The following is a 22,555-nucleotide window of genomic DNA, read 5'->3' on the forward strand; positions in this document are numbered from 1 at the left end:
TGCCAAAGCCGTTTGCGGCAAAGTCAGGAACAATCCGGTTACAACAGCCAGAAAAAGGCGGATCATTTTCATCACTCCTGTTTTATATTCATGTCTTTGCACAGCATAACGCGAGTGAATTCATTTGACAGCAAAAAAGAGAAGCGGGATGATGTAACCGTTACCAGCTAACCCAAATAAAATGGAGGATGTGTCTGATATGCGTATTTTTGCTTTTACTCTGGCCGTGATGTTGTTTTTCGGCGTCACCAAACCGGCTGTTGCTGCTGATCCGGTGCGCTATGAATTCGATAAGACCCATTCATCCATCATGTTTTTCGTCAATCATCTCGGCTTTTCAAATTCCACAGGCCGTTTTCTTGACTTTGACGGCTTTTACACTTTCGACCCCGATGCGCCTGAAAGCTCCGCAGTGGATGTCACCATCAAAACCGCCAGCCTTGCCATGCAGGATGACCGCTGGGACGCGCATATGAAGAATGAGGATTTCTTTAATGTCGAAAAATTCCCCGATATGCATTTCAAATCGACCGAAGTTGTCAAAACAGGCGAGAAGACGGCTGTGCTGAAAGGTGATTTGACCCTGCTGGGCGTGACAAAACCGGTTGAGCTGAATGTCACGCTGGTCGGTACAGGCAAACATCCGATGGCGCCGCGTCTTGTCTCCGGCTTTTCCGCCACAGGCACACTGAAACGCTCTGATTTCGGCATGAATTACGGATTGCCCAATGTCGGTGACGAGGTTGAAATCCGTATCGAGATTGAAGGTTTTAAAGAAATTTCCGGCACAATGACCGCCCAAGGCGAGAAAAAATAGTTACCCATGGCACTGAAAAACACAAAAACAAGCTACGGATGGGCCAGCCGCTTTCTGCATTGGTTTATTTTTCTTGCCGTTGCAGGAATGCTTGCCGTCGGGCTTTATATGGAAGATCAAAAAATCACCCCCGATATTCTGAAACTTTACGGGTTGCATAAATCCGTCGGTATCACAATACTGGCACTGGCGGTGCTGCGCCTGATCTGGACAGTCTCCAACACCGCACCGGACATGCTGGGGCTGGAAAAACCCTGGGAAAAACTGGCGGCACGCACCGTTCACGGCTTGCTGTATCTGTGTCTGTTTCTTATGCCGCTTTCGGGCTGGCTGATGTCGTCCGCCGCAGGATATCCCGTCAGTGTTTTCGGGTTTTTCACCCTGCCGAATCTGGTGGAGCCAAGCAAAGCCCTGCATGAACTGGCCGAAGAAACCCATGAACTGGTCGCCTATGGCTTCATGGGACTGATTGCCGCCCATGCCGGCGCGGCTTTTCTGCACCATTTCAAGAAAAAAGACCGTACATTGATCCGCATGATCAAAGGAGAGTAAATCCCATGCGCCGCATTGCTTTTCTGGCGGTTCTTCTGGCCGCAACCGCCCTGCCTGTCCCCGCCGCCGCTCTTGTCGCGGTTCTTGAGCCGCCGCAATGGCAGCTGCAGCCGGAGGACAGCCACATTATCTTCCATGCCAAACAGATGGGCGCAGAGATTAACGGCAAGATGGAAAATTTTACCGCCGCCATCGCTTTTGCCCCCGATATGCTTGCGCAAAGCAGCGTCACTGTCACCGTACCGCTCAGCGGGCTGAATTCGGATTACGAGAAACGTGACGATACGCTGAAAGGCCCTGACTGGTTCGAGGCCGAAAAATACCCCGCCGTCACTTATAGCTGCCGCGATTTCAGCCTTGTCTCCGGCGATGCCGCCGCGGGGGATTACCTGTGCAAAGGAGAGCTGCGTATTCGCAATGTCAGCAAAGCTTTCGATCTGCCCTTCCACCTGAAACTGGACGGCGAGACCGCGCATATGACGGCGCAAACCACATTTAACAGGCTGGATTTTGATCTGGGACGCGGTGACTGGGCTGATTCGTCCATCATTGCCGCTGAGGTCATGCTTGAGATTGCCGTCACAGCGAAAAAATAAAGCACATCTTATCAGCCATTTACCTCCATACCTCAATTATTATTTGACATAAATCATAAGCCCTGATATTATTAACAAACAGTTAAGGTTGGTAATAGGTTACTTTTTAATAAGGGTGATAGGGGTTTATAGAACAATGAAAAACGCACTCCGTGAAGTTTTTGCACATGCCTGCGGATCAATGTCGATGCTGACAGGTGACGGTTATGCCCACGGCTATCAAGCCGGGCAACATTCCTTTGATTATATGGCGACGTCTTTTTCAAAAGTCGCGTCCAAAGCCGGAAAAGCGGCGGAAGAGACCGCAGCTTACACGCTTGCCGCCATGTCCATGCTGACAGGTGACGGCGCACAATACGGATATGAGGTTGCGAAAAACAACATGGCTTACGCCAAAACCGCCTATGGCGCACGTTTCGGCAAACGCCGTTAAGAATTAAATCGAGAGCACAAGTCAAAAAAAGTGCCGGATCGTCATATCCGGCACTTTTTATTGTCTTTCCTATTATATCCTTGTCTATTTCCCGCATCCGGCGCGCCGCTGCCATATCTGGTACTGCCTGTTTGAATCGCGGTAGCCTTGATAATCGACAGGAACGGCTGGCAATGCCGCATCATTAAAGGCCATCTGCGGCGTTTCACCGCTTTTACCGACCATGACGGATTGGATATCTTTCCGTTTTTTCGCGGCTTCTTTGGCGAAACTCTTGCAAATATTTTCCCATTGTTTAGGAGCGACGCGATCGCCCAGCGATTCCAGCGAATCCAGCACCAATTCGCCGTTCTGCCCGCGCCACGCCCAGCTTTGCGCCACGATGTTTTTTTTCTCATCCTCCAGCACGTAAAAGCCGCCCTGCGGAGAGAGATAACCATGCGTTGCGCATTTCGCCCCCGCCTCGGCCAGATGCTGGCAGTTATCGGTAATCTCGCCAAGAAACAAGCCCCGCACATCGCCGTCCGGCAGCTTACCAAAGCTGTAGCCTTTCATACCGAATTTTTCTCCGTCCAGCGTGATATCGGGGATATTTTTCGGCTTACGGCCGTCTTTGGCGCCGTATTTTTCTTTAAAGGCTTCAACCAGTTTCACCGCTGTCTGGAAATGCTGTTCATGCCATTGATATTTCATGCACATATGCGCCAGATCCGGAAACTCCGTACCGCGCGAATACATAAATTCCGCAACTTTTGCCCGGGTTTTGTTCAGCGAATACATATTGCCGTCATCGGTGCGGGCAGGCTGTTTCATTTTTCCCGCATAAACAACCAGCTTTGCCATTTCCGGCCCGTGTTGCAACACGGCATCGCCCCATGATTTGACATCAAAAGGCGCTTCCTCCTCCACAACTTCCTTGCGCGTAAAAATCATATTACCGATTTGTTGCCGGTGATGCCGTATTTCGGCCACAGGCATCCGTATTTTGTGCACGACATCGTGGAAAGGCTGTTTGCCATGCGCGCCCCATTTTTCAAGATATTGCAACATGCGGTCATTCGTGCCGAATAACAGCGCCGCCGCATAGGCATATTCATTGGCTGTTTTGCCCTCATAACCCTCGCTTTTTAAAATATCCTGCGCCGTCTGAAAGGCATCGGGTTTCAGGCCTTTGACGGGTCTTCCTTCCATCCCTTCGGGCGGCAATGTGCCAAAAGCGCGCCGCCATGCTTTGACATGCCCCAATTTATTTGCGTAATTTTGTTCGATATCAGGAGGAATTTCCCCAATCTCCTGATAATAAAGCAGCGTGTTATAACCTTTATACATTGCGATTTTCGGCTCAATTTCGGAAAAGGGTATTTCCAGTCCCATCTCCTCTTTCAGATATTTAACGGTTTTCCAGCCGTTTTCGCGTCCAACGGCAAAACTGATGTTCTCGCTGCCCTGTACGCGCAGATCCGCACCATATTGCGCCAGCAGCCCTATGATATTTGTATGGCCTTTCAAACACGCATTCATCATCGCATTGCCGAACTGATCCTCCGGATCTGCCCCGCGCTCCAGCAGCAGTTTTGCCACTTCGTAATGTCCATTTTCGCAGGCCTGTGCCAACGCCTCGCCGCTGTCATTGGTCTTTGTCAGCCCCTGTGCACGCGGCGACACGCCCTGATCCAGCAAATATTCCACAATTTCATACTGTCCGTTTGCCGCCGCCAGCACCAAAGCCTCGCCGTTATTCTGCGCCGGATCAAGCCCTGCGGCTCGCATTTCCTTCATCAGATCAAGATCGCCTTCCGTGGCCGCTTTTTCAAAAAAATAACTGCCCTCGTAATCTGCAACAGCCCCTTTTGAAACCAAAAAGCGCCATGCTGCCAGTTCACCTTCCTCATCCGCGGTTGCTAGAGCCGTATACAGAACCTCTTGCGTCACAATATCGGGGAAATGCGTGGTGATATAATCCAGCATCCCGACCTGCCCGTTTGACGCCGCCGTCACAAAACCTTGTAACAGCAGACCGGGTTTCAGATTTTCAGGCTGCGTTTGCCGCCAGTAATCGAGAAGCTCCACAGCGCCATGCGCAACGGCGCGGTACAGCGGCATCATAAATTCCGCCCGTGCCGCCGTTACGGAATAGGGAACGGATTTTTCATCCAGAAAAGCGGCAATATTTTTATGCCCCGCCTCACAGATTTCGCCGAACACATGCGGCTCTGTAATAACATTTATTGCCTCGCTGTCAGGATGGCGTTCCGCAAGCCAAGTCAAAGCCGAGGCATAACCGTCTTTCGCCGCGCCGATCATCAGGCTGCTTCCATATCGTTCCAGAAAGCGGTCATCATCCGCCACCTGCCGCAGAATATCCGTATAGCTTTCTTCATAGGCGGGCAGCGTTTTTTCAAACGGCTTCTGTACAATTTCCAGCAAATTCGCCGTCAGTTTACGGATGCGGTTTTCATCGGCGGGATCGCCCCTGTCGGCCAGTGCATGGATCAAAGCCGCATGGGCATGGCCCGGATAGTAACCGGCTTTATAATCGCAGTGATTGGTGAATTCCGTCAGCCACAGGACAAATCCGTCCGTCATCATGGCCAATTCGGCAAAACGGTTTTTCTCGCAGGATTTTTGAATGGCGCGGAAAAAATCCTCCGGCTCCCAATGCCCGCGTTCCAGAGCCTGTTTGAATTCTTCGCTGTTTCGCGCATCCAGCGCTTCTTCCAGCGGCGAAACGTAACGCGTCTCCAGAACGGCAAGCACGTCTTCATATGTTTTGGCTGTTTTTTGTTTTGCAGCTGTCGCCGTTTTTAAGATGCGCATTTCGCGCAGCACGGTCTCAGCACCTTGTTCCGCATAGCTTCTTAGAATGTCGCAATCAACGGCCTGCCCGTTTCCGGCAAGCTGCATGGCAAATCCGGGCAGAGTTTTTGCAAGCGCGGCATAATCCGCCTTTGCGGTTTTTCCGGCCATTTCCTCCAGAACCGCAAGCGCATCCCGTACAGGCTGCGGTTTGCCGCCATAATCATCACCCGCCATCTTTGACACATCCTTCTATTCATTCTTTTCAGATATTCAAGGAAACATCCTAAACCTGATACATGATTATGTCAATAGATGGCGGGTTTATGCCTTTTTTATCAATCCTTTATCTGAATCCGCATTTCATCGCTATTGGCGCGGATTTCCGGCACATACATCGCATGCGACTGGTTCGGCATCGCATGGAACTGCCCCGGCACTTCGGCGCGCAGCTCATAGCGGATGATATATTTACCCTGTTTCAGTTTATCGATGAAGAACACGGCCTTCTGATCGCGGAATTCCTGATAAAGCGGCACGGTTTCACCTGTTTCACGCCCCTCGGCATCCAGTTTGACGGCTGATCCTGCACCGCTGGTCAGCGCAACAGTCTCAAGCCCGGCCGGTTTGAAATCCTCCGAAATCAGATACTCATAATGGTTTTTGGCCTCCATTGTGATACTGACACGGATGCGGTCGCCGCTTTCCACCGTGTCATTATCATTCAGCGGTTTCCAGTCTTCTTTCAGACCTTTCATCAGCGTTTCCTTGACCGATTTGATCTCGTATTGACGGTCAACGAAGATCTCGTTTCCGGCTTTGGTGATCGGCTCTTCCAGCGTGAAATAGGTCAGATAGCCCGCCATATACAGCGCGCCTTTCCCTTTTATCGCAATCTCGACCGTGTTATCGCCGTCTTTCAGCACATCCGCCGACAGATTAACGATACGGTCAAAAGTAAAGACATTCTGCGCTGTGACGCGGCCTTCTTTGACAATTTTGCCGTTCAGCTTCACCTGATAGATGTAATCGGGCGACAGTTCCTGCGTCATTTTCAAATATTCCGCCAGCCCCAGCACAGCGATTGCCGTATCGCGGGTGTTTTTCCAGCGTCCGCCGCGGCGGTTCAGGCTAAGCCATTTCACGGCAGGTTCCAGATATTTACTATCCTTATCCAAGGCAGACAGCGCCTTGATGACAAAGGCCGTGGATTCCACGCCGCCATCGCTCCAGCGGTAATGAATGCCGCTTTCGCCCCAGCGTGCGGTGCCGTTTTCCTTGTCTTCCATGACGCCGTTGACGATATTGCGCCCCAGCACTGCGGCACGCTGCATATCGCCGCGTTTCTGTTCGGAAACGGCAAACAAGGCACGGGTATAAGGGTTGAGCTTATCGCGCATTTCCCACAATCTGCCGCGTTGTTTCTCCTCGAAATTGCTTTTTGATCCGGCATAAGCCAGCGCATGCAGCGACCAGGCCAGATTATCCGGCGCATCCTCATCCTTCACCAGCTCAAGCTGCATATAGCGCTTTGCCTTTTCGATCACATCGGCGCGGACATCCACACCGGCCTCACGCGCCAGCGACAGCCCCCACAATACATAGGCGGTCATAAAGCGGTCGGTACTGCTTTCCTTCCACCAGCCCCAGCCGCCATTGCTGTGCTGGAAGTCGTAAAGCCGTGCCAAACCGGTTTCCACCATATTATCCAGTTTTGCCACTGTTGCATCATTGCGGCGCTGCGGATGTGCGGGATCGCCGCGCGGCGTCAGCACATTATTGATGTAATTATTCACATCCGTTTTTGACAGTCCCAGCTGCGTCATCGTGCTGCGCACAATCACGGCAGGCAGGAAACGGCTCATCGTCTGCTCCACACAGCCATAGGGGTATTCCGCCAGATAAGGCAATGCATCGAGCATATTACCCGCCAGCGACGGCGACAGCGTCAATTGCAGTGCCGTCGCTTCCTTAATGCGTTCTTTCGGCAGTGTAAAGGTCAGACGCTGCCCGATACCTTCATCCGCGCCTTTGCCTTTCAGCACCGCGCTTTGAGCAATGAATTTTTCAATCCCGTGCGGAATAACGGGGAAGCTTTTACGCATCGCATCGGAGAGATTGCCGCTTTTCGCACTGACCGTGACAATCGCCTCGCCTTCTTCCGCGGCATAGGCAACCCATTGGGCACGCTGCTGACCGCCTGCCGGAACCGTGACAGGGCCGATTTCGCCCTTCACGAATTGACCATCACGGTAAAGCCCCGTAATGGTCAGCCCTTCGGTTTTAATCTGCGGCGTCAGCGTCAGCGGCTTGTCGGAAATATTATCGATCAAAGCCGACAACACAACCTTGTCCCGCGCCGTAAAGAAGCGCGGCGCCTGCAGACGCACCATCAACTGCTTGTTCGAGCGAACCTCATGCGTGACATTACCGACAGAGGTGTCTTTTGTCACTGCCCGTGCCGTCATACGCCATGTTGTCAGGGAATCCGGGAATTTCGCCTTGATACGCGCATGCCCGTTGCGGTCGGTTTTGACGCCGGGCAGCCATATCACGGTCGAACGGAAATCATCGCGCACCCGTTCCTCCTCACCGCCGGCATCATCCATCCCGCCCTTACCGCCAATGGCTTTTTCATTGGCACGGCGGCCTGCGCCGTCCATTTCTTTGGATTCTTCATCCGCCATCGACAAGCCTTCCGCCATCGCGGAGGGGGCCGCCATTTCCTGACGTGCCATATTGCTTTCCATCGGTGCGCTTTTCTTGGCGCGTACAGAATCCGCCGCCATATTGCCGACAGCCTGTCCGTATTCCGCCTCGCGGGCATCCTTATCGCTGCGGTACTGGTCTTTTTTATCGACCAGTATTTTGTTTTTCGCATCATGCACCAGATGCACAAAGCTGCGCTGATAGAAACTGGCCTGCATCGCCACCGATTGCAGACGCTTATCGCCATAGAAATACTCGCGAATATCTTTCGCATAGTCTTTCTGGATGTAATAGACAGAGGCATCGACCAGCCCCAGCGCGACTTCACCCGTGACAGGCTTGCCGTCCTGATCGGTCACCGTCACATCAAACACGCCGTCTTCCTGCGGTTGATAAACCTCTTTATCTGATGTGATTTTTACGTTCAGGAATTTGCCTTCCGGCGGCACGATGACTTCCTCCATCACCTGTTTCAACTGAAACTGATCCAGCGATGCCGCATGTAAATTGACATTCGGCACGAAATGCTGCGTGACCGGAATTTCCACCAGACGCACAGGGCCTTTCATATAAAGCAGTTCATAACCGAACAGCCCGTCACTTTCCTGCGTAAACAGCACCCATGTATCCGGACGGTCGGAGACGATCATCGCCCGCGCGGTTTCACCGACATTATAAGTGTCCTTTTCGGTGATAATTTGCAAACCGCCATAGCGGTAGCCGATATCCGTTGCCTTTTGATCAGACACAAAGACATGCGCCTGGCTCGTTACTTCCTTGCCATTGTCGTATCCGGTAAAGGTGACGGCGTAATAGCCGTTGGCCATCGGCTCGAAAGTGAATTTCGCTTCGCCATTTTCATCACTTTTGACAAATTTTTTCAAGACGGCCTGTTCCGCATAGCCGCCCGGTGTCAGAACTTCATCTCTACCTTTTTTCAGCACGGGCTCACGCCAGCTTTGCTGCGCGACACTGACCGTCCCCTCAACGGAAACCGGCTTGTCATTCGCCGTCATGGTCTTGATTTTAACCGTTACTTTATCGCCGGGGCGATAAAGGCTGCGCTCCGGCTCGGCATAGGCAAAAAACGCCGTTTTCGTGACTTTGACATTGCTGGTCGCGCGGATTTCACGGCGGCTTTGATCCACCACCCGCACTTCGATCCGGTATTGCAGATCAGAGGCGGAGTCTTTATCGGTTTCGATGGTAAAGCTTGCCTTGCCTTTTTCATCGGTTTTGATTTTCTGCTGCGTGATCAGCTGCCCGCTATCCTGATAGGGCATATGCCGGTAATGATGCCGCCCGCGATAAGCGCCCTGCTCTTCACGATAATACCACGGATAGGGACGCGGCGGCTGATAGTTATGGACGTAATTCTGCCGGTAAACCAGATATTCCACCTCGGCATTGGCAACCGCGCCGCCAAAATAATATTTGGCATCAATATCCATTTCCAGCTTGTCGCCCAGACGGAAAACGGGGTCTTTGCCGTCTTCCAGCTTCGGTGCAACACTGACCAGAAATTCCGGCAGTTTATATTCTTCCAGACGGAAGAGCGGCGCCGTCGAAATATGCGATCCCGTTTGGACGTTATGGATTTGCAAGCTGTATTCGCCCAGAACCGCTTTTTCATCCAGCTCCAGCGTATCGTCAAAGCCGCCGAATTCATTCAGCACATGTTCTTTCTCATAAGCCTTATTGCCGCGGGCATCATAGATAAACGCGCGGATTTTCATGCCGGCGGGATTGATGAAAATACCGTTTTCGGGAATACGGACAACACCTTTAAAACCGACCTGTTCATTGGGGCGGTATGCCGGACGGTCGGTAAAGGCATAGGTCCACCATTCACCTTTATTATTGTGGTAATTGTTATAGTAATTGTTCTGCACAAAGGCTTGTAGCCCGCCTGCTGCCGAAACCGCCGCAAACATATTGTGATTGTGATAGTAAGGCTGTTGGTCACGCGTATATTTCAGCTCTGCCGCCAGCAGGCCGTCCGCGCCGGTTTTGCCTTGCGCCACTTCCCACTGGGTGCTGCCGTTTGTATTCACCCAGGAATACACATAGCGCACCAGCGCATTTGCTGCGGGTTTGCCGGTTTTGGCATCCGCCACCATAAACAGCGCCGTATCGCGGGACAGTTTACTAACCAGCGCCAGATCACTGACCAGCACCAGATCATAAGCTTTCTGACCATTTGCACCCGCGACCATCAGCAGATAGGCACCCGCAGGCAAAACGCCAAGCTTTTCATCCGGTTTGTCGGGATTTTTGCTGCGCCATGCCGCCATGCCCTGATTACTGCTGTGATGCATATGTTTGCCGTCATTTTTCAGCTTTGCCGTCCAATCCGCCGCAACGGGCAAAGACCGGTAGCGCTGCGTGCGCTCCACCAATTCGCGCAGCAGCCCCTGATAATGGGTCATATCCGACGCATTTGCACCGCGTTGCCCCAGCGCGGCAACAAGATCGAGTTTATAAAGCGTGAAACGGGCCTGATCCATATTGCGCCAGCTGATATTGAAGCGGATCTGGCTGCCGGGGGTAAAGCTGTTGCCGACGCTCATCGACAGATTGGGAGCGGTGATATATTCAATCCGGCGGCGGGCATCATCAACAAATTGCGATTCCCCGCGTTTAAATGTTTCCAGCAACCCCTTATAGGCTTTGACGGCTTCCGGAAAGCGGTTGGAACCTTCATGGAACTGTCCCAGCTGGTTCCATGCATCATCCGCCCATTCCGTCCGCGGAAAGTCTTCCGTGATCTTTTCAAATGCCTTGACGATTTTTTTGATACCGTCCTCGTCATTGCCGAGGCTGTAACGCAGGGACAAAGCCAGCCCGTAATAGGCACGCGCCTTATCTTCGTCGGATTTGGCGACTTTCAGAATCTCTTCGTAAAGCTGCGTCATCGTTGAACCGCCATCCGGCGCTTTGATTTTACCGCCGGAAATGCTCACGGCACGGATTTGCGGATTGTACCAACCGCGCCAGCCTGTCACATGATCGGCCAGCAAAAAGCTGAGCGCGATAAATTTCTCGCGCGCCAGTGTCACATCATCGGAGCCCGCCCAGTATTCGCGCGCATCCTCCAGCATGGTCTGGATGTCCTGTGCATGTCCCCAGCGGTCACGCGCGAAATAATGTTCCGCCAATGCCCCTGCGGCCTCTGCCCGCCAGCGGTCCTTATCCTTACTCTCCGCCAGCTCTTTCAGATTTTTCTCCGCCTGTTCGCGCTTTGCCTCGTCCTTGCCGCGCAGAATACTGTCGGAATATTTGAACAATACCTCGCGGGCGAGGTGTTTATTGTCCGTTTTTTCGGATAACAATTTCTCAAAAGCCGTCGCTGACAAACGGTAGGATTTTTCCTGATAATAGCGGTCGCCCGCTTTTAAATCCTTTGACGTATAGGCAAAAGCCCCTCCCGCAAAAAACAGCGATACCGCCGTAAAAACCACTGCAAAAGCCGCTGTCAGACCGTGTTTGTTCAGCATTTTGATGCTCCTTAAAATATACAAAAAATGTCGCTCTTACCCCTTATGACGCGCAGGCGGGGGATATCCTTTGAAATTATTTTTAAAAAATTTAACCGATAAAGCTGAAGACTTGCTTAACATCAGAACAATGCGGTTTCCTCCAGCCCTGCCGGAAGGCTGTGACGCAGGTTTTCGGCGCAATTGTCACCAAAGGGGATATTATAAAAGGCGCAGATTTTTCCGTCTTCCCGCTCCCGCAGGCCAAAGAAAATGCCGGGATAGCGTTTTTCTGCCGTAATATCGCGGACACGCACAGGCCGCCAGCCGCCGTTCAGGCGCTCGGAAACATAGAACCGTAATGTAAAAAGATACTCCTGCGGCGGTCTGTCCGGTGTTTTATTTGTGGTCGAAATCATCATCACGTAAAGCCCGTGCCGTTCATTATAACGGATTTGCGGCACTTCGATCTGCGTGAAATTTTCCGCATCGGGAAGAAAAATCGGGGAAAGCAGTTTTAAACGCGGCGTGCCGGAAAGATTTTCCAAAACACCGTGACCGACCACAGGTTCCTGTCTGCCGGCGAACGTGCTTTTCGCACCCCAAAGCATATGCACCGTGCCGTTTCTGTCTTTCACCAGCCAGGGGTCGCGCCATGCCAGAATAGGCCCGCCTTCCTCGCCGTCATTATTGCCCAGCGTATCGCGCGGTCCCAGATAATAGCTCATATCCCTGATTGCTTCATAATCACGCAAAGGGCAGGATAGCGGCTCTTCGGTCAGCGGCCGGAAATCGCGCTTGTCATCCGAAACAGCCAGCCCCAGCGCCTGCAGTTTCGGACGGCTATCATCACCCGTATTGCGGATGCCGGTATATCCGGCCAGATAACAACCGTCATGTTTCAAAACCGATCCCGTCCAGATCGAACGGGAATCAAAGTAATCCGTTTCCAGACGCGGCATCATCACCGCGCCGTCATCACGCCATGTTTTTCCGGCATCATCCGAGACGAATCGCCGCCAGTGATGCGGCAAATGATCACGAAAAACAGCCAGATCCAGCCCCAGATCAACATAAAGCGCACGCGGCGAGGCCAGCGTATAGAGATTCCATTCCCGCCCTTCGGCAAACATCCACGCATCCCAGATATAGACTGACGGATGGATAATACCGCCCGTGAATATCTCTTCCGCAGGCGGAGGAAACAAAACCTGCTCGAAATCAAGCGCCGCCGCCACATCCAGATGCAGTTTTTCCCTTAAAAAATTAAGCATTATCAGACCCTTGATGGAAAAATCTTTTGACCGGCACGCAATGCCACAATTCCATCATAAAATGAAACCGCCGTCTTCCGAAACATCTATCTTTTCTTCTGTCGTAAAACAGGCACGGCAATCTTTATCAATGTGATTATTTTTTTATCTTTTGTGATAATTTCATTGACTCCCCCCTTGCCGTTATGGTAATTTTTGTCCTGAGAGAGGCGTGTTATATCAATTCTTTAGCCCTGTTTTATAACAGGCGTTATAACGCTCACCTTTTTCAACAAAATGGTAAATGTTCAACACTAACAAAAGGAATAAGAACATGGCCGATAAAAAGAAAGAAGAACTGGTTTTCGGTGAGGGAAGCAACAACGCCATTATCTTTGGTATGGCCAGTGGCAAACTTACGGAAGAACAGCTGAACCGAAAGATCCAATTGGAAGCGCGTAAAGCCTCCAGCGGGTCTAACAATAGCGGCCACTCAATGGCCGGCTCAATGCGGGCAGCAATGTACCGTAGAAAGTAAGAACAGCTATAAACAATTAGCTTTATACGTTGTTGAAGCCGCGGCCTAAGAATCGCGGCTTTTGCGTTTTTCAAAAACACCCTTTTCAAAAAAAACTCCTTTGCCTGAAAGCCGTGAAGCGTTTAGACTTGGGCGGAAGAAAATTTATCAAGGCAATGCACAAGCTTCCGCATGTAACGTCATTGCCTGTTTTTAATAGTGAAATATTATGGCCCTCCGCTTTAACAATCTGTCCATTCTGGTCGCCGAGGATAACAAGGCCATGCTGAGCCTGATCCGTGCGGTTTTAAATACGCTGGAATTTCAGGAGATCCATACGGCGGCGAATGGCGAAGATGCCTGGCGCATGTTTCAATCGCAAAAACCCGATATCGTGCTGACCGACTGGGAAATGGAAACAATGACGGGGATCGAACTCGTCCGTAAAATCCGCCGCGATCCGGCCTCGTCCAACCGTATGATTCCGGTCGTCATTCTGACAGGATACGCCCTGCCGGAACGTATTCTGGAAGCGCGGGATGCCGGTGTGACGGAATTCCTTGTCAAACCCTTTATGGCCAAAGAACTCGCCAACCGTCTGGCGCATGTTATCAACAAGCCGCGCGATTTCATTGAAACGGAGACCTTTGTCGGACCGGACAGACGGCGGCGCGAAACCCCCGGCTACACTCCCGAACGCAGACAAAAGCGGAACATCGAAAAACTTGATCCTGATAAAAACACCTGGCATGTAGGAGGAGAAGAGAAATGAGCAACATTTCCGAAGACGTCAAAGTCAAAATCTACAACGCATCAAAAGTTTTACAACGCAAAGCCGGCACCGGAAAAATTGATCCGAAAAAGCTGAAAGAAGCCGAAAAAATCATCGAGGAAAATACGGTCAATTTTGTGCCGATGGCTCTGGATTATCTGAAGGAGCTGGAAAAGGCCCTCCGCGCCGCAAAGGACAATAACGGTGAATCTGCAGAGCAGCACCACAAAATCACCCTGCCGATCATGCATCTGAAATCGACCGGCACGGTCTTCAAATATCCGCTGGTCAGTGATTTGTCGGATATTACCCTGACGTTTCTGGAAACCACCAAAACACTCAATGACGATGTGCTGGCCATTGTGATGGCGCATGAACAATTGCTGCATGCCATTCTTGCCGAAGAAATGTCCGGTGACGGCGGCACGAAAGGCAAGGCCATGAAAAAAGAAATGGCTTCGGTCTGTAACCGCTATTTGAAAAAACACAGCGGCAGCAACGCCTAATCCCTTATATCCCTGCACAGGGCGCAAGCCTTTCTTTTCCGCTTTACAAGCGGGTTTATCCGACTTATGCTCTTTTTGAACAAAACTATTGACAGGTGGCAGCACCTGTGCGAATTTATGCAAAATTAAACATGCGCGAATCAAAGATAAGAGAGCCATAATGCCGCCGAAAAAAACACTGCCAAAAAAAACGCTGATCGTCACAGGGAATAACCTGCCGGAAACGCTGAAAGAGGCGCTGACGGATTTATGCAGCCAAACGGACGGCATTGAGACCGTGCCTGCAAGTATTGCCAGCTTTGCCAGCGGCGAGCCCTTTGCCGAGTTGTTTTTCGGCGCAGAACAAGACCATGCCGCCAATCAGAAAAAGATCAAAGATGCGGATGTGGTGATTGTGCAATCCACCTCCGCACCGGTCAGCGAAAGCTGTATGCAGCTGCTGCTGGCGGCCGCCAGTGCCAAGAGATACGGCGCAAAATCGGTAACGGCCGTGATGCCTTTTGCCGCCTTCGCGCGTCAGGACCGTGAATTTGACGGACGTTTTACCTCCGTTGCGGGTGAAGACTTTCCCCGATTGTTGAAAGCCGCCGGTGTAGACGGCATCGTCACAATTGATCTGCATTCCAAAGCGGCGGAAAATTTCTATCAACAGGTTTTCGGCACAGAAAATGCGCATTTCCTCAGCAGTGCCGCTTTTGCAGCCGAAACGCTGACGCAAGGCAAAGCCACACAGGAGACCGTCGTTTTCGGCGCACCCGACGGCGCCGACAAGCCAAATGACCGCGGCCAGCAGCGCGCCGCCGCCGTTGCCAAAGCCGCCGGATTGCCTGATAAAGGCGCCTTGTTCAAAATCTGGAAAGAACATACCGGCGTCAGCGCCACCAAGATCAACCGTTTCGAAGGCGATGTCGCCGGAAAAAGCTGCATCATCATCGATGATATGACCGATAGCGGCGGCACGCTGCGCAATGCGGCAAAAACGCTGAAACAAAACGGCGCGAAAGAGGCCGTCTGTTATATCACGCACGGGCTGTTCACCGGCAATGCGCTGGAACATCTGATGACCGAGAAAACGGGCAACAGCTATACGATTGACCGTCTGGTCATTGCCGATACCGTTCCCGATATTGCGGAAAAACTGGCAAAGCTGAAGACGCAATATCCCGCCATCGGCAAAAGGATCACGATCATGTCGACCGCCGCACTGATCACCGAGAAAATCAAGGCATTGCACAAAACCGCCAAAACAGCGGCACAAAACGCCCCGAAACGCGGCATTTAAGATTTTATAAGGAGTTTTTCAAATGGGTTTTATCGCAGACAGCTACAGCACAGAGCAGACAAGCCCGCTGATGACGGATAAATATCATTTCACCACGGCCTATGCCTATTGGCTGGAGGGGCGTGCCGATAATAATGCCGTTTTCTATATGTTCGGCCGCAAAGAAGCCTTGAACGGCGGCTATACCGTCGCCGCAGGGCTGGAAGGCGTGATTGATATCGTGCATCGCTGGCAGGATAACGGCTTCACCGATCAGGATATTGCCTTCCTGCGCACGCAAAAAACACCTTCCGGCAAACAGCAATTCCCCGAAGAATTCCTGGATTATCTGCAGGAGATGGATTTCAAACTGAAAATCGACGCCGCCCCCGAAGGTGCCGTCTTCTTTCCGCAAGAACCTGTCTTGCGCGTTGAAGGGCCGATTGCACAGGTCAAAATGCTGGAATCCGTCGCCCTGTGTTTGCTGAACGGCCACAGCGCCTATGCCACTCATGCCGCACGCCAGCGTGATGTCATTGAGGTGGAGATGGAAAACGGCTCCCCGAAAGGCGCGGCCAGCGTACAGGGCTTGCGCCGCGGTCCGTCCCTCGGTGCCGCTCTGGAATCATCCCGCAGTCTGGGCATCGGCGGCTATACCTCCACCTCAACCGGAACCGCCGCCAAACAAATGGGGCAGGCTTTCGCAGGTACGATGGATCATGCCTGGGTGATGACACATAAGGAAGAAGTCGGCGAAACGCCGCTGAAAGATCTGCTGAAACTTCAGGCGGAAGGCCGCAGCGAGGAATTGCAGGATTTACTGACGCAGGATGCCTTCCGCAGTTTTGCACTGGCGCATCCCGAAAGCGGCATTTTACTGGTTGATACTTACGATCCGTTAAAAGGTCTGGAAAATGCCATCACCGTCATCAAGGAACTGCATGCCGAAGGATTGGGCAAACATTACGGCGTACGGTTTGATTCCGGCGATATCACGGAATATTCCAAAATCGCGCTGCGCCGCTTTGCGGAAGAAGGCTTTGTGACAGGTTTGGATAGTGAGAAAGTTTCGTCCATGAGTGATGCGGAACTCCTGAAACATGCCGATCAATGCCGCGTCTTCTGCGCAGCTGCGGACGGTATTCAGGAACATTCGGCAAAGGAAATGCGTGAAAACGGCGCGTTTTTCAAATCATGGGGTATCGGCACGGGCGGGTCGCATGTCGCACCGCTGGGGCTGGTCTATAAAGCCGCCAGCGTTTATATGGAGGCCGCTTTTGAAGAGGATGCCGCCATGACGCCGGTGATGAAAGTCGCCGCCCATGCCCCCGTTAAATCCTCCAATCCGGGGCGCATTAATTCCCGCCGCTTTTTCGATGATAACGGTAAATTGTCGCATGTCGTCATTTATGACGAAGATAAAGGGCTGGATGCGACAGGCAGGGCCGTCAATCTGCGCGATTTCACCGATACGGGTAAACCTGCCGCCGCCGGCAAAGCGCAGGATTTACTTGTGCCCGTCTTCGATAAATCAGGCAATTACGTGTATAACGAACCGGCAAAAATGGAATCCTTCCCCGGCAGCGGGCATATGGTGACCGATCTCGCCGCACTGGCTGACACGCTGCGCGACCAGCTGGAAATGCTGCCCGATAACGTCCGCGCCGTGACCCGCCCGCGTGAAGAATTACTGGAAAAGAAAATGCTGCGCCTGCTGAAAGAGGCCAAAGCAGGCGGCAAAAAAGAACTGAAACTGGATATCGCCGCGCTGGAACAGGATTTGCCGCCGGAAGTCGGGCATATTCCGGTCTTTCTGGATAAACAGCTGTTTGACCAGCGCATGGCCTGCGAAGCGGAACATGCCGTAAAATCCAATCAGGGCGGTGTCGGCGCATATACCGAACGCTTTGAAAATGACAATACGGGCAGCACCGCGCCGCAAGCGCCGCTGCCGAAAACCCGACAATTCAAAAGGTAGAAAATAATGGGAAAAAAAGCGCTTTTACTGATAGATGTACAAAATGATTTTTGCACCGGCGGCAATCTTGCCGTGCCCAATGGTGAAGAGATCGTACCTGTCATCAACAAACTGATGTCCGAAGGCGACTATGATCTGATCGCCGCATCGCTGGACTGGCACCCGCAAGATCACGGCAGTTTTGTGTCCCAGCATCCGGGGAAAAAAGTTTTTGAAACGGGCGAACTGTCAGGACAGCCGCAAATCATCTGGCCCGACCATTGTGTACAGGGTACGAAAGGTGCGGAATTTCACCCCGATCTGGACAAAGAAAAAATCGACCATATCCAGACCAAAGGCACGGATAAAACCGTGGACAGTTACTCCGCCTTTCGCGACAATATGCAGGACAGGCTGACGGGGCTGTCCGACTATTTGCAGGAACAGGGCATCACCGAACTGCATATTTGCGGGCTTGCCACAGATGTCTGCGTGAAGTTTTCGCTGCTGGACGCCGCGGAACTGCTGCCCGGCGTTAAAATTGTGTTTGTGGAGGATGCCAGCCGCGGCTTGTCCGAAGATGCCGTCAATACCGCCAAACAGGAGATCAGCGCAGCGGGGATCGACATCAAACAAGCGGCGGAGCTGCTGCCGGAAAAGCCGCGCCCTGCTATTTGTCCCCGCCCGCCTACGCAGAAAAAATTCGGGCGTTAAAAGATAAAAGAAAGAGTTTAAAATGGCGCAACGCATTGACCAGAACAGCTTTCCGATCAAGCTTGCCTCTGCCAGCTGCAACCAGACAGGCGGCGACTGGCCGCGCAATCTGGCCAATATCTGCGCCGCGATTGATCAGGCCGCCGCAGACGGTGCCGATATTCTGGGACTGGAAGAACTCGGACTGACAGGCTATGAGCGCGGTGACGACTTTTTCTATTCCGATAACGACCTTATTTTGCAGATGCTGCGCATCATTGCCCGCTATGCCGCCGCAAAAGCCCCTGATCTGGTCATCTCCGTCGGACATCCGTGGTATTTCTCCGATAAGCATCTGCCCGCACAGGCAGACCGCCGCAAAAACCCGCTATTTAACCGCGTAAATAACTGTTTTGACGCGCAAAGTTTTCTGGCGCATGGCGATATCGCCGCCATTTCCGCCAAACGCTATCTGTTCAATTACGAACGCGGCTATGAAAAGCGCCATTTTGAAGAATGGAGCGAAGAGGCCGCCAACAGCTACGAAAACAAATACGGCAAAGGGCGGCACGGCACAATCGTGATCGAACTGCCGGAAACGGCGTTGCCCGACGGCACAAATATGCCGGAAAAAACCGTGCCTTTCGGTGCGCCTGTCATCCGTATCGGCGCAGGCGATAAAACCGCGCAGCTGACCCATATCATTTGCGAGGAATACTGGATCGGCTCCCGCTTTGACGGTACAGGCGATAATGATGATTACGGGCAGGATAATCCGCTGGCACAGAAAGCACGGTATTTCGACATTACCGTTGCGCTGAACCCGAATGCCAGCCCCCCTGCCCCGGAAAAAATCGACAAACACCGCGAACTGTGCAAACTGGCCTCCCGTCACTGTGAAGTTCTGGTGCATACGGACGGGCTTGGCTCTTCCGGTTCGACTTTTGCACAATTCGGCAGCCGCCTCATGGCGCAGGATGGCGAGATTATTTCCGAAGGTAAACGCGCAAGTTTTCTGGATATGGCCTATACCAGCCAGATTGTGACCGTACGCGCCCCGCGCAATAAAGGTCATGCGCCGCATCTGTCCATCCCGCATCAATTCAAAACCGATCACAGCCCCGCCATACAGGACGGCCCCGCCGCGTGGGAATACGGGGAACGTGCGGAATTCGAAGAGGAGATGCGCAACGAGCTGTTATGGCTGTTCGACTATATGCGCAAAAACCGTATTCAGGGCATTGCACAGGCGTTGAGCGGCGGGGCGGATTCCGGCTATAACGCCGCCAAACTGCGCCTGATGATCGAACTGGCCGTTGCCGAACGCGGCATTGACGGTTTTCTGGATGCCATGCCGCATCTGACTTGTGCCGATAAAATCCGCGCCGCTTTCAAAACAGGCGGGGATGCCGCCGCCATCGACTGCGCCGCGGACGAGATGTTGACCTGCGTTTATATGGGCACGGATAACAGCTCGGAGGATACGCTGCGCGCCGCGCAAACACTGGTCGAAGGCGGCACGGATGAGAACGGTGATACGTTCAAAGGCATCGGCGGAAAATTTGAAAACCGCAATGTCCAAAACCTGCTGGAACAATATTGCCAAATTTATGCGGGAATGGACTCCCTGTCACTCTTTGCCAAAAATCCCGTTGCTTACGAAAATGTACAGGCGCGGGCGCGGCAGGTTTTGATTATGACCTTTGCCAATACCGAGAACAAACTCGCCATTTCCAACCCCAATCTGGATGAAGGCCGTAATTCCTATGCGACATGGGGCGGCGATCTGCATGGCGGCATGATTAGCGGCAACGCCCATAAGAACAAGGCAAGGCAGCTGGAGCATATGCGCCTGCTTTATGAATACGGGCTGGAAGGTGCTGCCGCGCCTGTCAAAAGCCTGTTCTGGATTTTGAAAAACAAACCCTCGGCAGAGCTGCAGCCGCGCGGAGCGGACGGCAAGGTCACGCAATTTGACGAAGACCAGCTGGGACGCAGTTTTGTACAGATGGATGTGATCTCGCATTTCATGCTGAATGACCGTCCGGACAACCAGCACGGGCGCAAGAACAGCCCGCGGGAAGTCTTTGAAAAATGCCGCAGCCATCCCGCTTTCGTGTCGGACGATATTGCCACGCTGCATGACCGCATCCGCCTGTCCTACGAGAAATGGGGACATGCGCAGTTCAAAATTCACGGCAGCCCGATTGCCGCCACCTATGGCAAGAATGTCGATCATCAATCCTCGCTGCGCACGCCGAATATCAGCGCGAACCACCGTCCCGAACTGGCGGTGCTGGCACTCTATGTGCTGGAAGAGCTGGCAAAAGCAGACGGTACATCGCTGGAAACAATCAGCGGTGAAACGCTGACCGCGCTGCATGGTCGCGCCTTATTTGATACAGGTTTCGCCGAAGCCCTCGCCGCAAAAATGTGGACGCCTGATGCGACAGACGGTTTAAAAATGAAAATCGCCACGCTTTATGCGCATCTGAAAACAGACGGCACGGCGCTCCTCTCCACAGGCGACGCGAAGAAGGTGACGCCGCAGGAGCAAAAAGCAAAAGCTTGATACGTCCTCTTCGATACCGTAAACTTCCGGCAGAAACTCACGCGAAAAAAGGCTCTGTCATGCTTAGATTTTTTACCGTTCTTACAATTTTCACCCTGTTTTTATTTGCGCCGCATCCCGCCGCCGCTGCCGAACCGACGGCGCAGGATTTCGATGACTGGCGCATGGTTTGCGAAACAATCGACAAAGAAAAACGCTGCCGCGCCTTTCAGCGCCTATCCATCAAACAGGACGAAAAAACGCAGGTGATGCTGATTGCCAGCATCGGTTATGTCGATGACGGCAAAGCCGGACGCGTCCCGACTCTGCGCCTCAGCACGCCGCTAGGCGTTGTGCTGCCGGCAGGGCTGGCGGTAAATGTCGATCAGGGCGAAAAAGAAAATCTGCCCTTTCATATCTGCCTGCTGGACGGTTGCATGACGGAAATCGGTTTATCGGACAAAGGTATTGCCGACATGAAAAAAGGGCGCAAACTGAATGTGACCTACCGCGTTGCAGGGATGAAACAGCCCGTTGCGGTACAGGCATCGCTGAAAGGTTTTACGGCAGCCTATAACGCCCTTGCCAAGAACGAACAATCTCCGTAAAAGGGACATAACAACCATCCAACGGTAAAGGGGTGTGCCTCCGTGGATATTCATACATTATATGCGGTCATCGGTTTCTGCCTCGCGGCTTATGCCGTGATTGCCAATGATTCCGTGCAGACGCTCGGCACATTCATTGCCTCCAACCACAAGGCTTTTAAATGGTATTGGCTATGGCTTGCCGCCAGTTCCGTACTGGTGCTGGCGCTGTTTTCCGGCTGGTATTTCTATGACGGCGATATTTCGCATGGCCGCCTTGATAAAATTCCTCCTGTTGAAATTCAATGGTATCACGCTGCCGCGCCCGGTGTTCTGGTACTATTGACCCGTATCGGTATTCCGGTTTCAACGACATTTCTGGTGCTGTCGGCCTTTGCTTCCACCGTTGTCTTGAAAGATATGCTGTTCAAAAGCGTCATCGGTTACGGGCTTGCCGCCGTTGTTGCCTATGTGTTCTGGATGATGCTGGCGCATTTTTTGAATGAAAAGAAAAATCAGGTCAAAGAGGGGCATCGCGGTTTTTGGCGCACAGCACAATGGATGGCAACAGGTTTCCTCTGGTATTCATGGCTGACGCATGACATGGCCAATATCGCAGTGTTCCTGCCCCGTGAACTGCCTTTGCCGCTATTGCTACTGACGATGGCTGCCTTGACGGGCTGGCTGGGTTATATTTTCTGGACGCATGGCGGTAAAATTCAGGAAATCGTTCTGGAAAAAACCGGCTCGCGCTTTATGCGCTCCGCCACTTTTATTGATCTGATTTACGCTTTCCTGCTGATTTATTTCAAAGGCGTGAACAGCATTCCGATGTCAACGACATGGGTCTTTGTCGGATTATTGACGGGACGCGAGCTGGCCATTGCCACGGTACATCGTGAGAACTATAAATTCACTTATGTCTTTCCGCTGATCGGAAAGGATTTTATGAAGATGATGATCGGCCTTGCCATCTCGGTCGCCATCGTGCTGGCCATCCACAACATCTTTCAGCCCTGACGTGAAAAAGACTGTCACAAAACGCGGAAGGCCTGTATCATAATAAATCCGGTTGCCTC

General features: G+C 52.3%; 16 protein-coding genes. 13 read left to right on the forward strand and 3 right to left on the reverse strand.

Going from position 1 to position 22,555, the window contains the following annotated elements:
• Positions 1-199: 199 nt before the first annotated feature.
• The 4 genes from HND56_09965 to HND56_09980 all read left to right on the forward strand — a co-directional run bounded on the left by HND56_09965 (position 200) and on the right by HND56_09980 (position 2,398).
• On the forward strand, positions 200-817 hold the full coding sequence (locus HND56_09965) for a polyisoprenoid-binding protein (GenBank protein QKK05993.1): 618 nt from the start codon (positions 200-202) through the stop codon (positions 815-817).
• Positions 818-823: 6 nt separating this feature from the next.
• Complete coding sequence (locus HND56_09970) at positions 824-1,369, forward strand: cytochrome b (GenBank protein QKK05994.1); 546 nt, start codon at positions 824-826, stop codon at positions 1,367-1,369.
• Positions 1,370-1,374: 5 nt separating this feature from the next.
• Positions 1,375-1,965: a YceI family protein gene (locus HND56_09975; GenBank protein ID QKK05995.1), complete on the forward strand. Its 591-nt coding sequence runs from the start codon at positions 1,375-1,377 to the stop codon at positions 1,963-1,965.
• A gap of 136 nt (positions 1,966-2,101) precedes the next feature.
• Positions 2,102-2,398 carry a hypothetical protein gene (locus HND56_09980; protein ID QKK05996.1) on the forward strand — a complete coding sequence of 99 codons (297 nt, stop codon included), beginning with the start codon at positions 2,102-2,104 and terminating at the stop codon, positions 2,396-2,398.
• An 84-nt stretch (positions 2,399-2,482) separates the two neighbouring features.
• On the opposite strand, the gene HND56_09985 is transcribed toward HND56_09980, so the two are convergent.
• The 3 genes from HND56_09985 to HND56_09995 form a co-directional block, all read right to left on the reverse strand.
• Complete coding sequence (locus HND56_09985) at positions 2,483-5,431, reverse strand: ankyrin repeat domain-containing protein (protein QKK05997.1); 2,949 nt, start codon at positions 5,429-5,431, stop codon at positions 2,483-2,485.
• A gap of 101 nt (positions 5,432-5,532) precedes the next feature.
• The gene (locus HND56_09990) at positions 5,533-11,400 is read right to left on the reverse strand and encodes a hypothetical protein (GenBank protein QKK05998.1); all 5,868 of its coding nucleotides are present in this window, start codon (positions 11,398-11,400) and stop codon (positions 5,533-5,535) included.
• A gap of 122 nt (positions 11,401-11,522) precedes the next feature.
• Positions 11,523-12,653 carry a hypothetical protein gene (locus tag HND56_09995; protein ID QKK05999.1) on the reverse strand — a complete coding sequence of 377 codons (1,131 nt, stop codon included), beginning with the start codon at positions 12,651-12,653 and terminating at the stop codon, positions 11,523-11,525.
• A 313-nt stretch (positions 12,654-12,966) separates the two neighbouring features.
• On the opposite strand from HND56_09995, the gene HND56_10000 reads away from it, so the two are divergent.
• The 9 genes from HND56_10000 to HND56_10040 all read left to right on the forward strand — a co-directional run bounded on the left by HND56_10000 (position 12,967) and on the right by HND56_10040 (position 22,496).
• Positions 12,967-13,170 carry a hypothetical protein gene (locus HND56_10000; protein QKK06000.1) on the forward strand — a complete coding sequence of 68 codons (204 nt, stop codon included), beginning with the start codon at positions 12,967-12,969 and terminating at the stop codon, positions 13,168-13,170.
• Positions 13,171-13,378: 208 nt separating this feature from the next.
• A complete protein-coding gene (locus HND56_10005; GenBank protein ID QKK06001.1) occupies positions 13,379-13,921 on the forward strand; it encodes a response regulator in 543 nt (180 codons plus the stop codon).
• Positions 13,918-14,427: a hypothetical protein gene (locus HND56_10010; GenBank protein QKK06002.1), complete on the forward strand. Its 510-nt coding sequence runs from the start codon at positions 13,918-13,920 to the stop codon at positions 14,425-14,427. The genes HND56_10005 and HND56_10010 overlap by 4 nt, the downstream gene beginning before the upstream one ends.
• A gap of 160 nt (positions 14,428-14,587) precedes the next feature.
• Positions 14,588-15,709, forward strand: coding sequence for a ribose-phosphate pyrophosphokinase (locus HND56_10015; GenBank protein QKK06003.1), 1,122 nt, complete (start codon positions 14,588-14,590; stop codon positions 15,707-15,709).
• A gap of 22 nt (positions 15,710-15,731) precedes the next feature.
• Positions 15,732-17,666: a hypothetical protein gene (locus tag HND56_10020; protein QKK06004.1), complete on the forward strand. Its 1,935-nt coding sequence runs from the start codon at positions 15,732-15,734 to the stop codon at positions 17,664-17,666.
• 6 nt (positions 17,667-17,672) lie between these two features.
• On the forward strand, positions 17,673-18,359 hold the full coding sequence (gene pncA, locus HND56_10025) for a bifunctional nicotinamidase/pyrazinamidase (GenBank protein ID QKK06005.1): 687 nt from the start codon (positions 17,673-17,675) through the stop codon (positions 18,357-18,359).
• A gap of 22 nt (positions 18,360-18,381) precedes the next feature.
• The gene (locus tag HND56_10030; GenBank protein QKK06006.1) at positions 18,382-20,910 is read left to right on the forward strand and encodes a hypothetical protein; all 2,529 of its coding nucleotides are present in this window, start codon (positions 18,382-18,384) and stop codon (positions 20,908-20,910) included.
• 59 nt (positions 20,911-20,969) lie between these two features.
• Positions 20,970-21,497 carry an invasion associated locus B family protein gene (locus tag HND56_10035; GenBank protein QKK06007.1) on the forward strand — a complete coding sequence of 176 codons (528 nt, stop codon included), beginning with the start codon at positions 20,970-20,972 and terminating at the stop codon, positions 21,495-21,497.
• Positions 21,498-21,539: 42 nt separating this feature from the next.
• Complete coding sequence (locus HND56_10040) at positions 21,540-22,496, forward strand: hypothetical protein (GenBank protein QKK06008.1); 957 nt, start codon at positions 21,540-21,542, stop codon at positions 22,494-22,496.
• The last annotated feature ends 59 nt before the right edge of the window (positions 22,497-22,555 follow it).

Source organism: Pseudomonadota bacterium, from assembly GCA_013285465.1.
Taxonomy (GTDB): domain Bacteria; phylum Pseudomonadota; class Alphaproteobacteria; order Micavibrionales; family CSBR16-224; genus CSBR16-224.

Coding starts and splice junctions, on each gene's coding strand:
- HND56_09995 (QKK05999.1), bottom strand. CDS start 12,653: ATGCTTAATTTTTTAAGGGAAAAACTGCATCTGGATGTGGCGGCGGCG.
- HND56_10015 (QKK06003.1), top strand. CDS start 14,588: ATGCCGCCGAAAAAAACACTGCCAAAAAAAACGCTGATCGTCACAGGG.
- HND56_10005 (QKK06001.1), top strand. CDS start 13,379: ATGGCCCTCCGCTTTAACAATCTGTCCATTCTGGTCGCCGAGGATAAC.
- HND56_10010 (QKK06002.1), top strand. CDS start 13,918: ATGAGCAACATTTCCGAAGACGTCAAAGTCAAAATCTACAACGCATCA.
- HND56_09965 (QKK05993.1), top strand. CDS start 200: ATGCGTATTTTTGCTTTTACTCTGGCCGTGATGTTGTTTTTCGGCGTC.
- HND56_09970 (QKK05994.1), top strand. CDS start 824: ATGGCACTGAAAAACACAAAAACAAGCTACGGATGGGCCAGCCGCTTT.
- HND56_09985 (QKK05997.1), bottom strand. CDS start 5,431: ATGGCGGGTGATGATTATGGCGGCAAACCGCAGCCTGTACGGGATGCG.
- HND56_10020 (QKK06004.1), top strand. CDS start 15,732: ATGGGTTTTATCGCAGACAGCTACAGCACAGAGCAGACAAGCCCGCTG.
- HND56_09975 (QKK05995.1), top strand. CDS start 1,375: ATGCGCCGCATTGCTTTTCTGGCGGTTCTTCTGGCCGCAACCGCCCTG.
- pncA (QKK06005.1), top strand. CDS start 17,673: ATGGGAAAAAAAGCGCTTTTACTGATAGATGTACAAAATGATTTTTGC.
- HND56_10030 (QKK06006.1), top strand. CDS start 18,382: ATGGCGCAACGCATTGACCAGAACAGCTTTCCGATCAAGCTTGCCTCT.
- HND56_09980 (QKK05996.1), top strand. CDS start 2,102: ATGAAAAACGCACTCCGTGAAGTTTTTGCACATGCCTGCGGATCAATG.
- HND56_09990 (QKK05998.1), bottom strand. CDS start 11,400: ATGCTGAACAAACACGGTCTGACAGCGGCTTTTGCAGTGGTTTTTACG.
- HND56_10000 (QKK06000.1), top strand. CDS start 12,967: ATGGCCGATAAAAAGAAAGAAGAACTGGTTTTCGGTGAGGGAAGCAAC.
- HND56_10035 (QKK06007.1), top strand. CDS start 20,970: ATGCTTAGATTTTTTACCGTTCTTACAATTTTCACCCTGTTTTTATTT.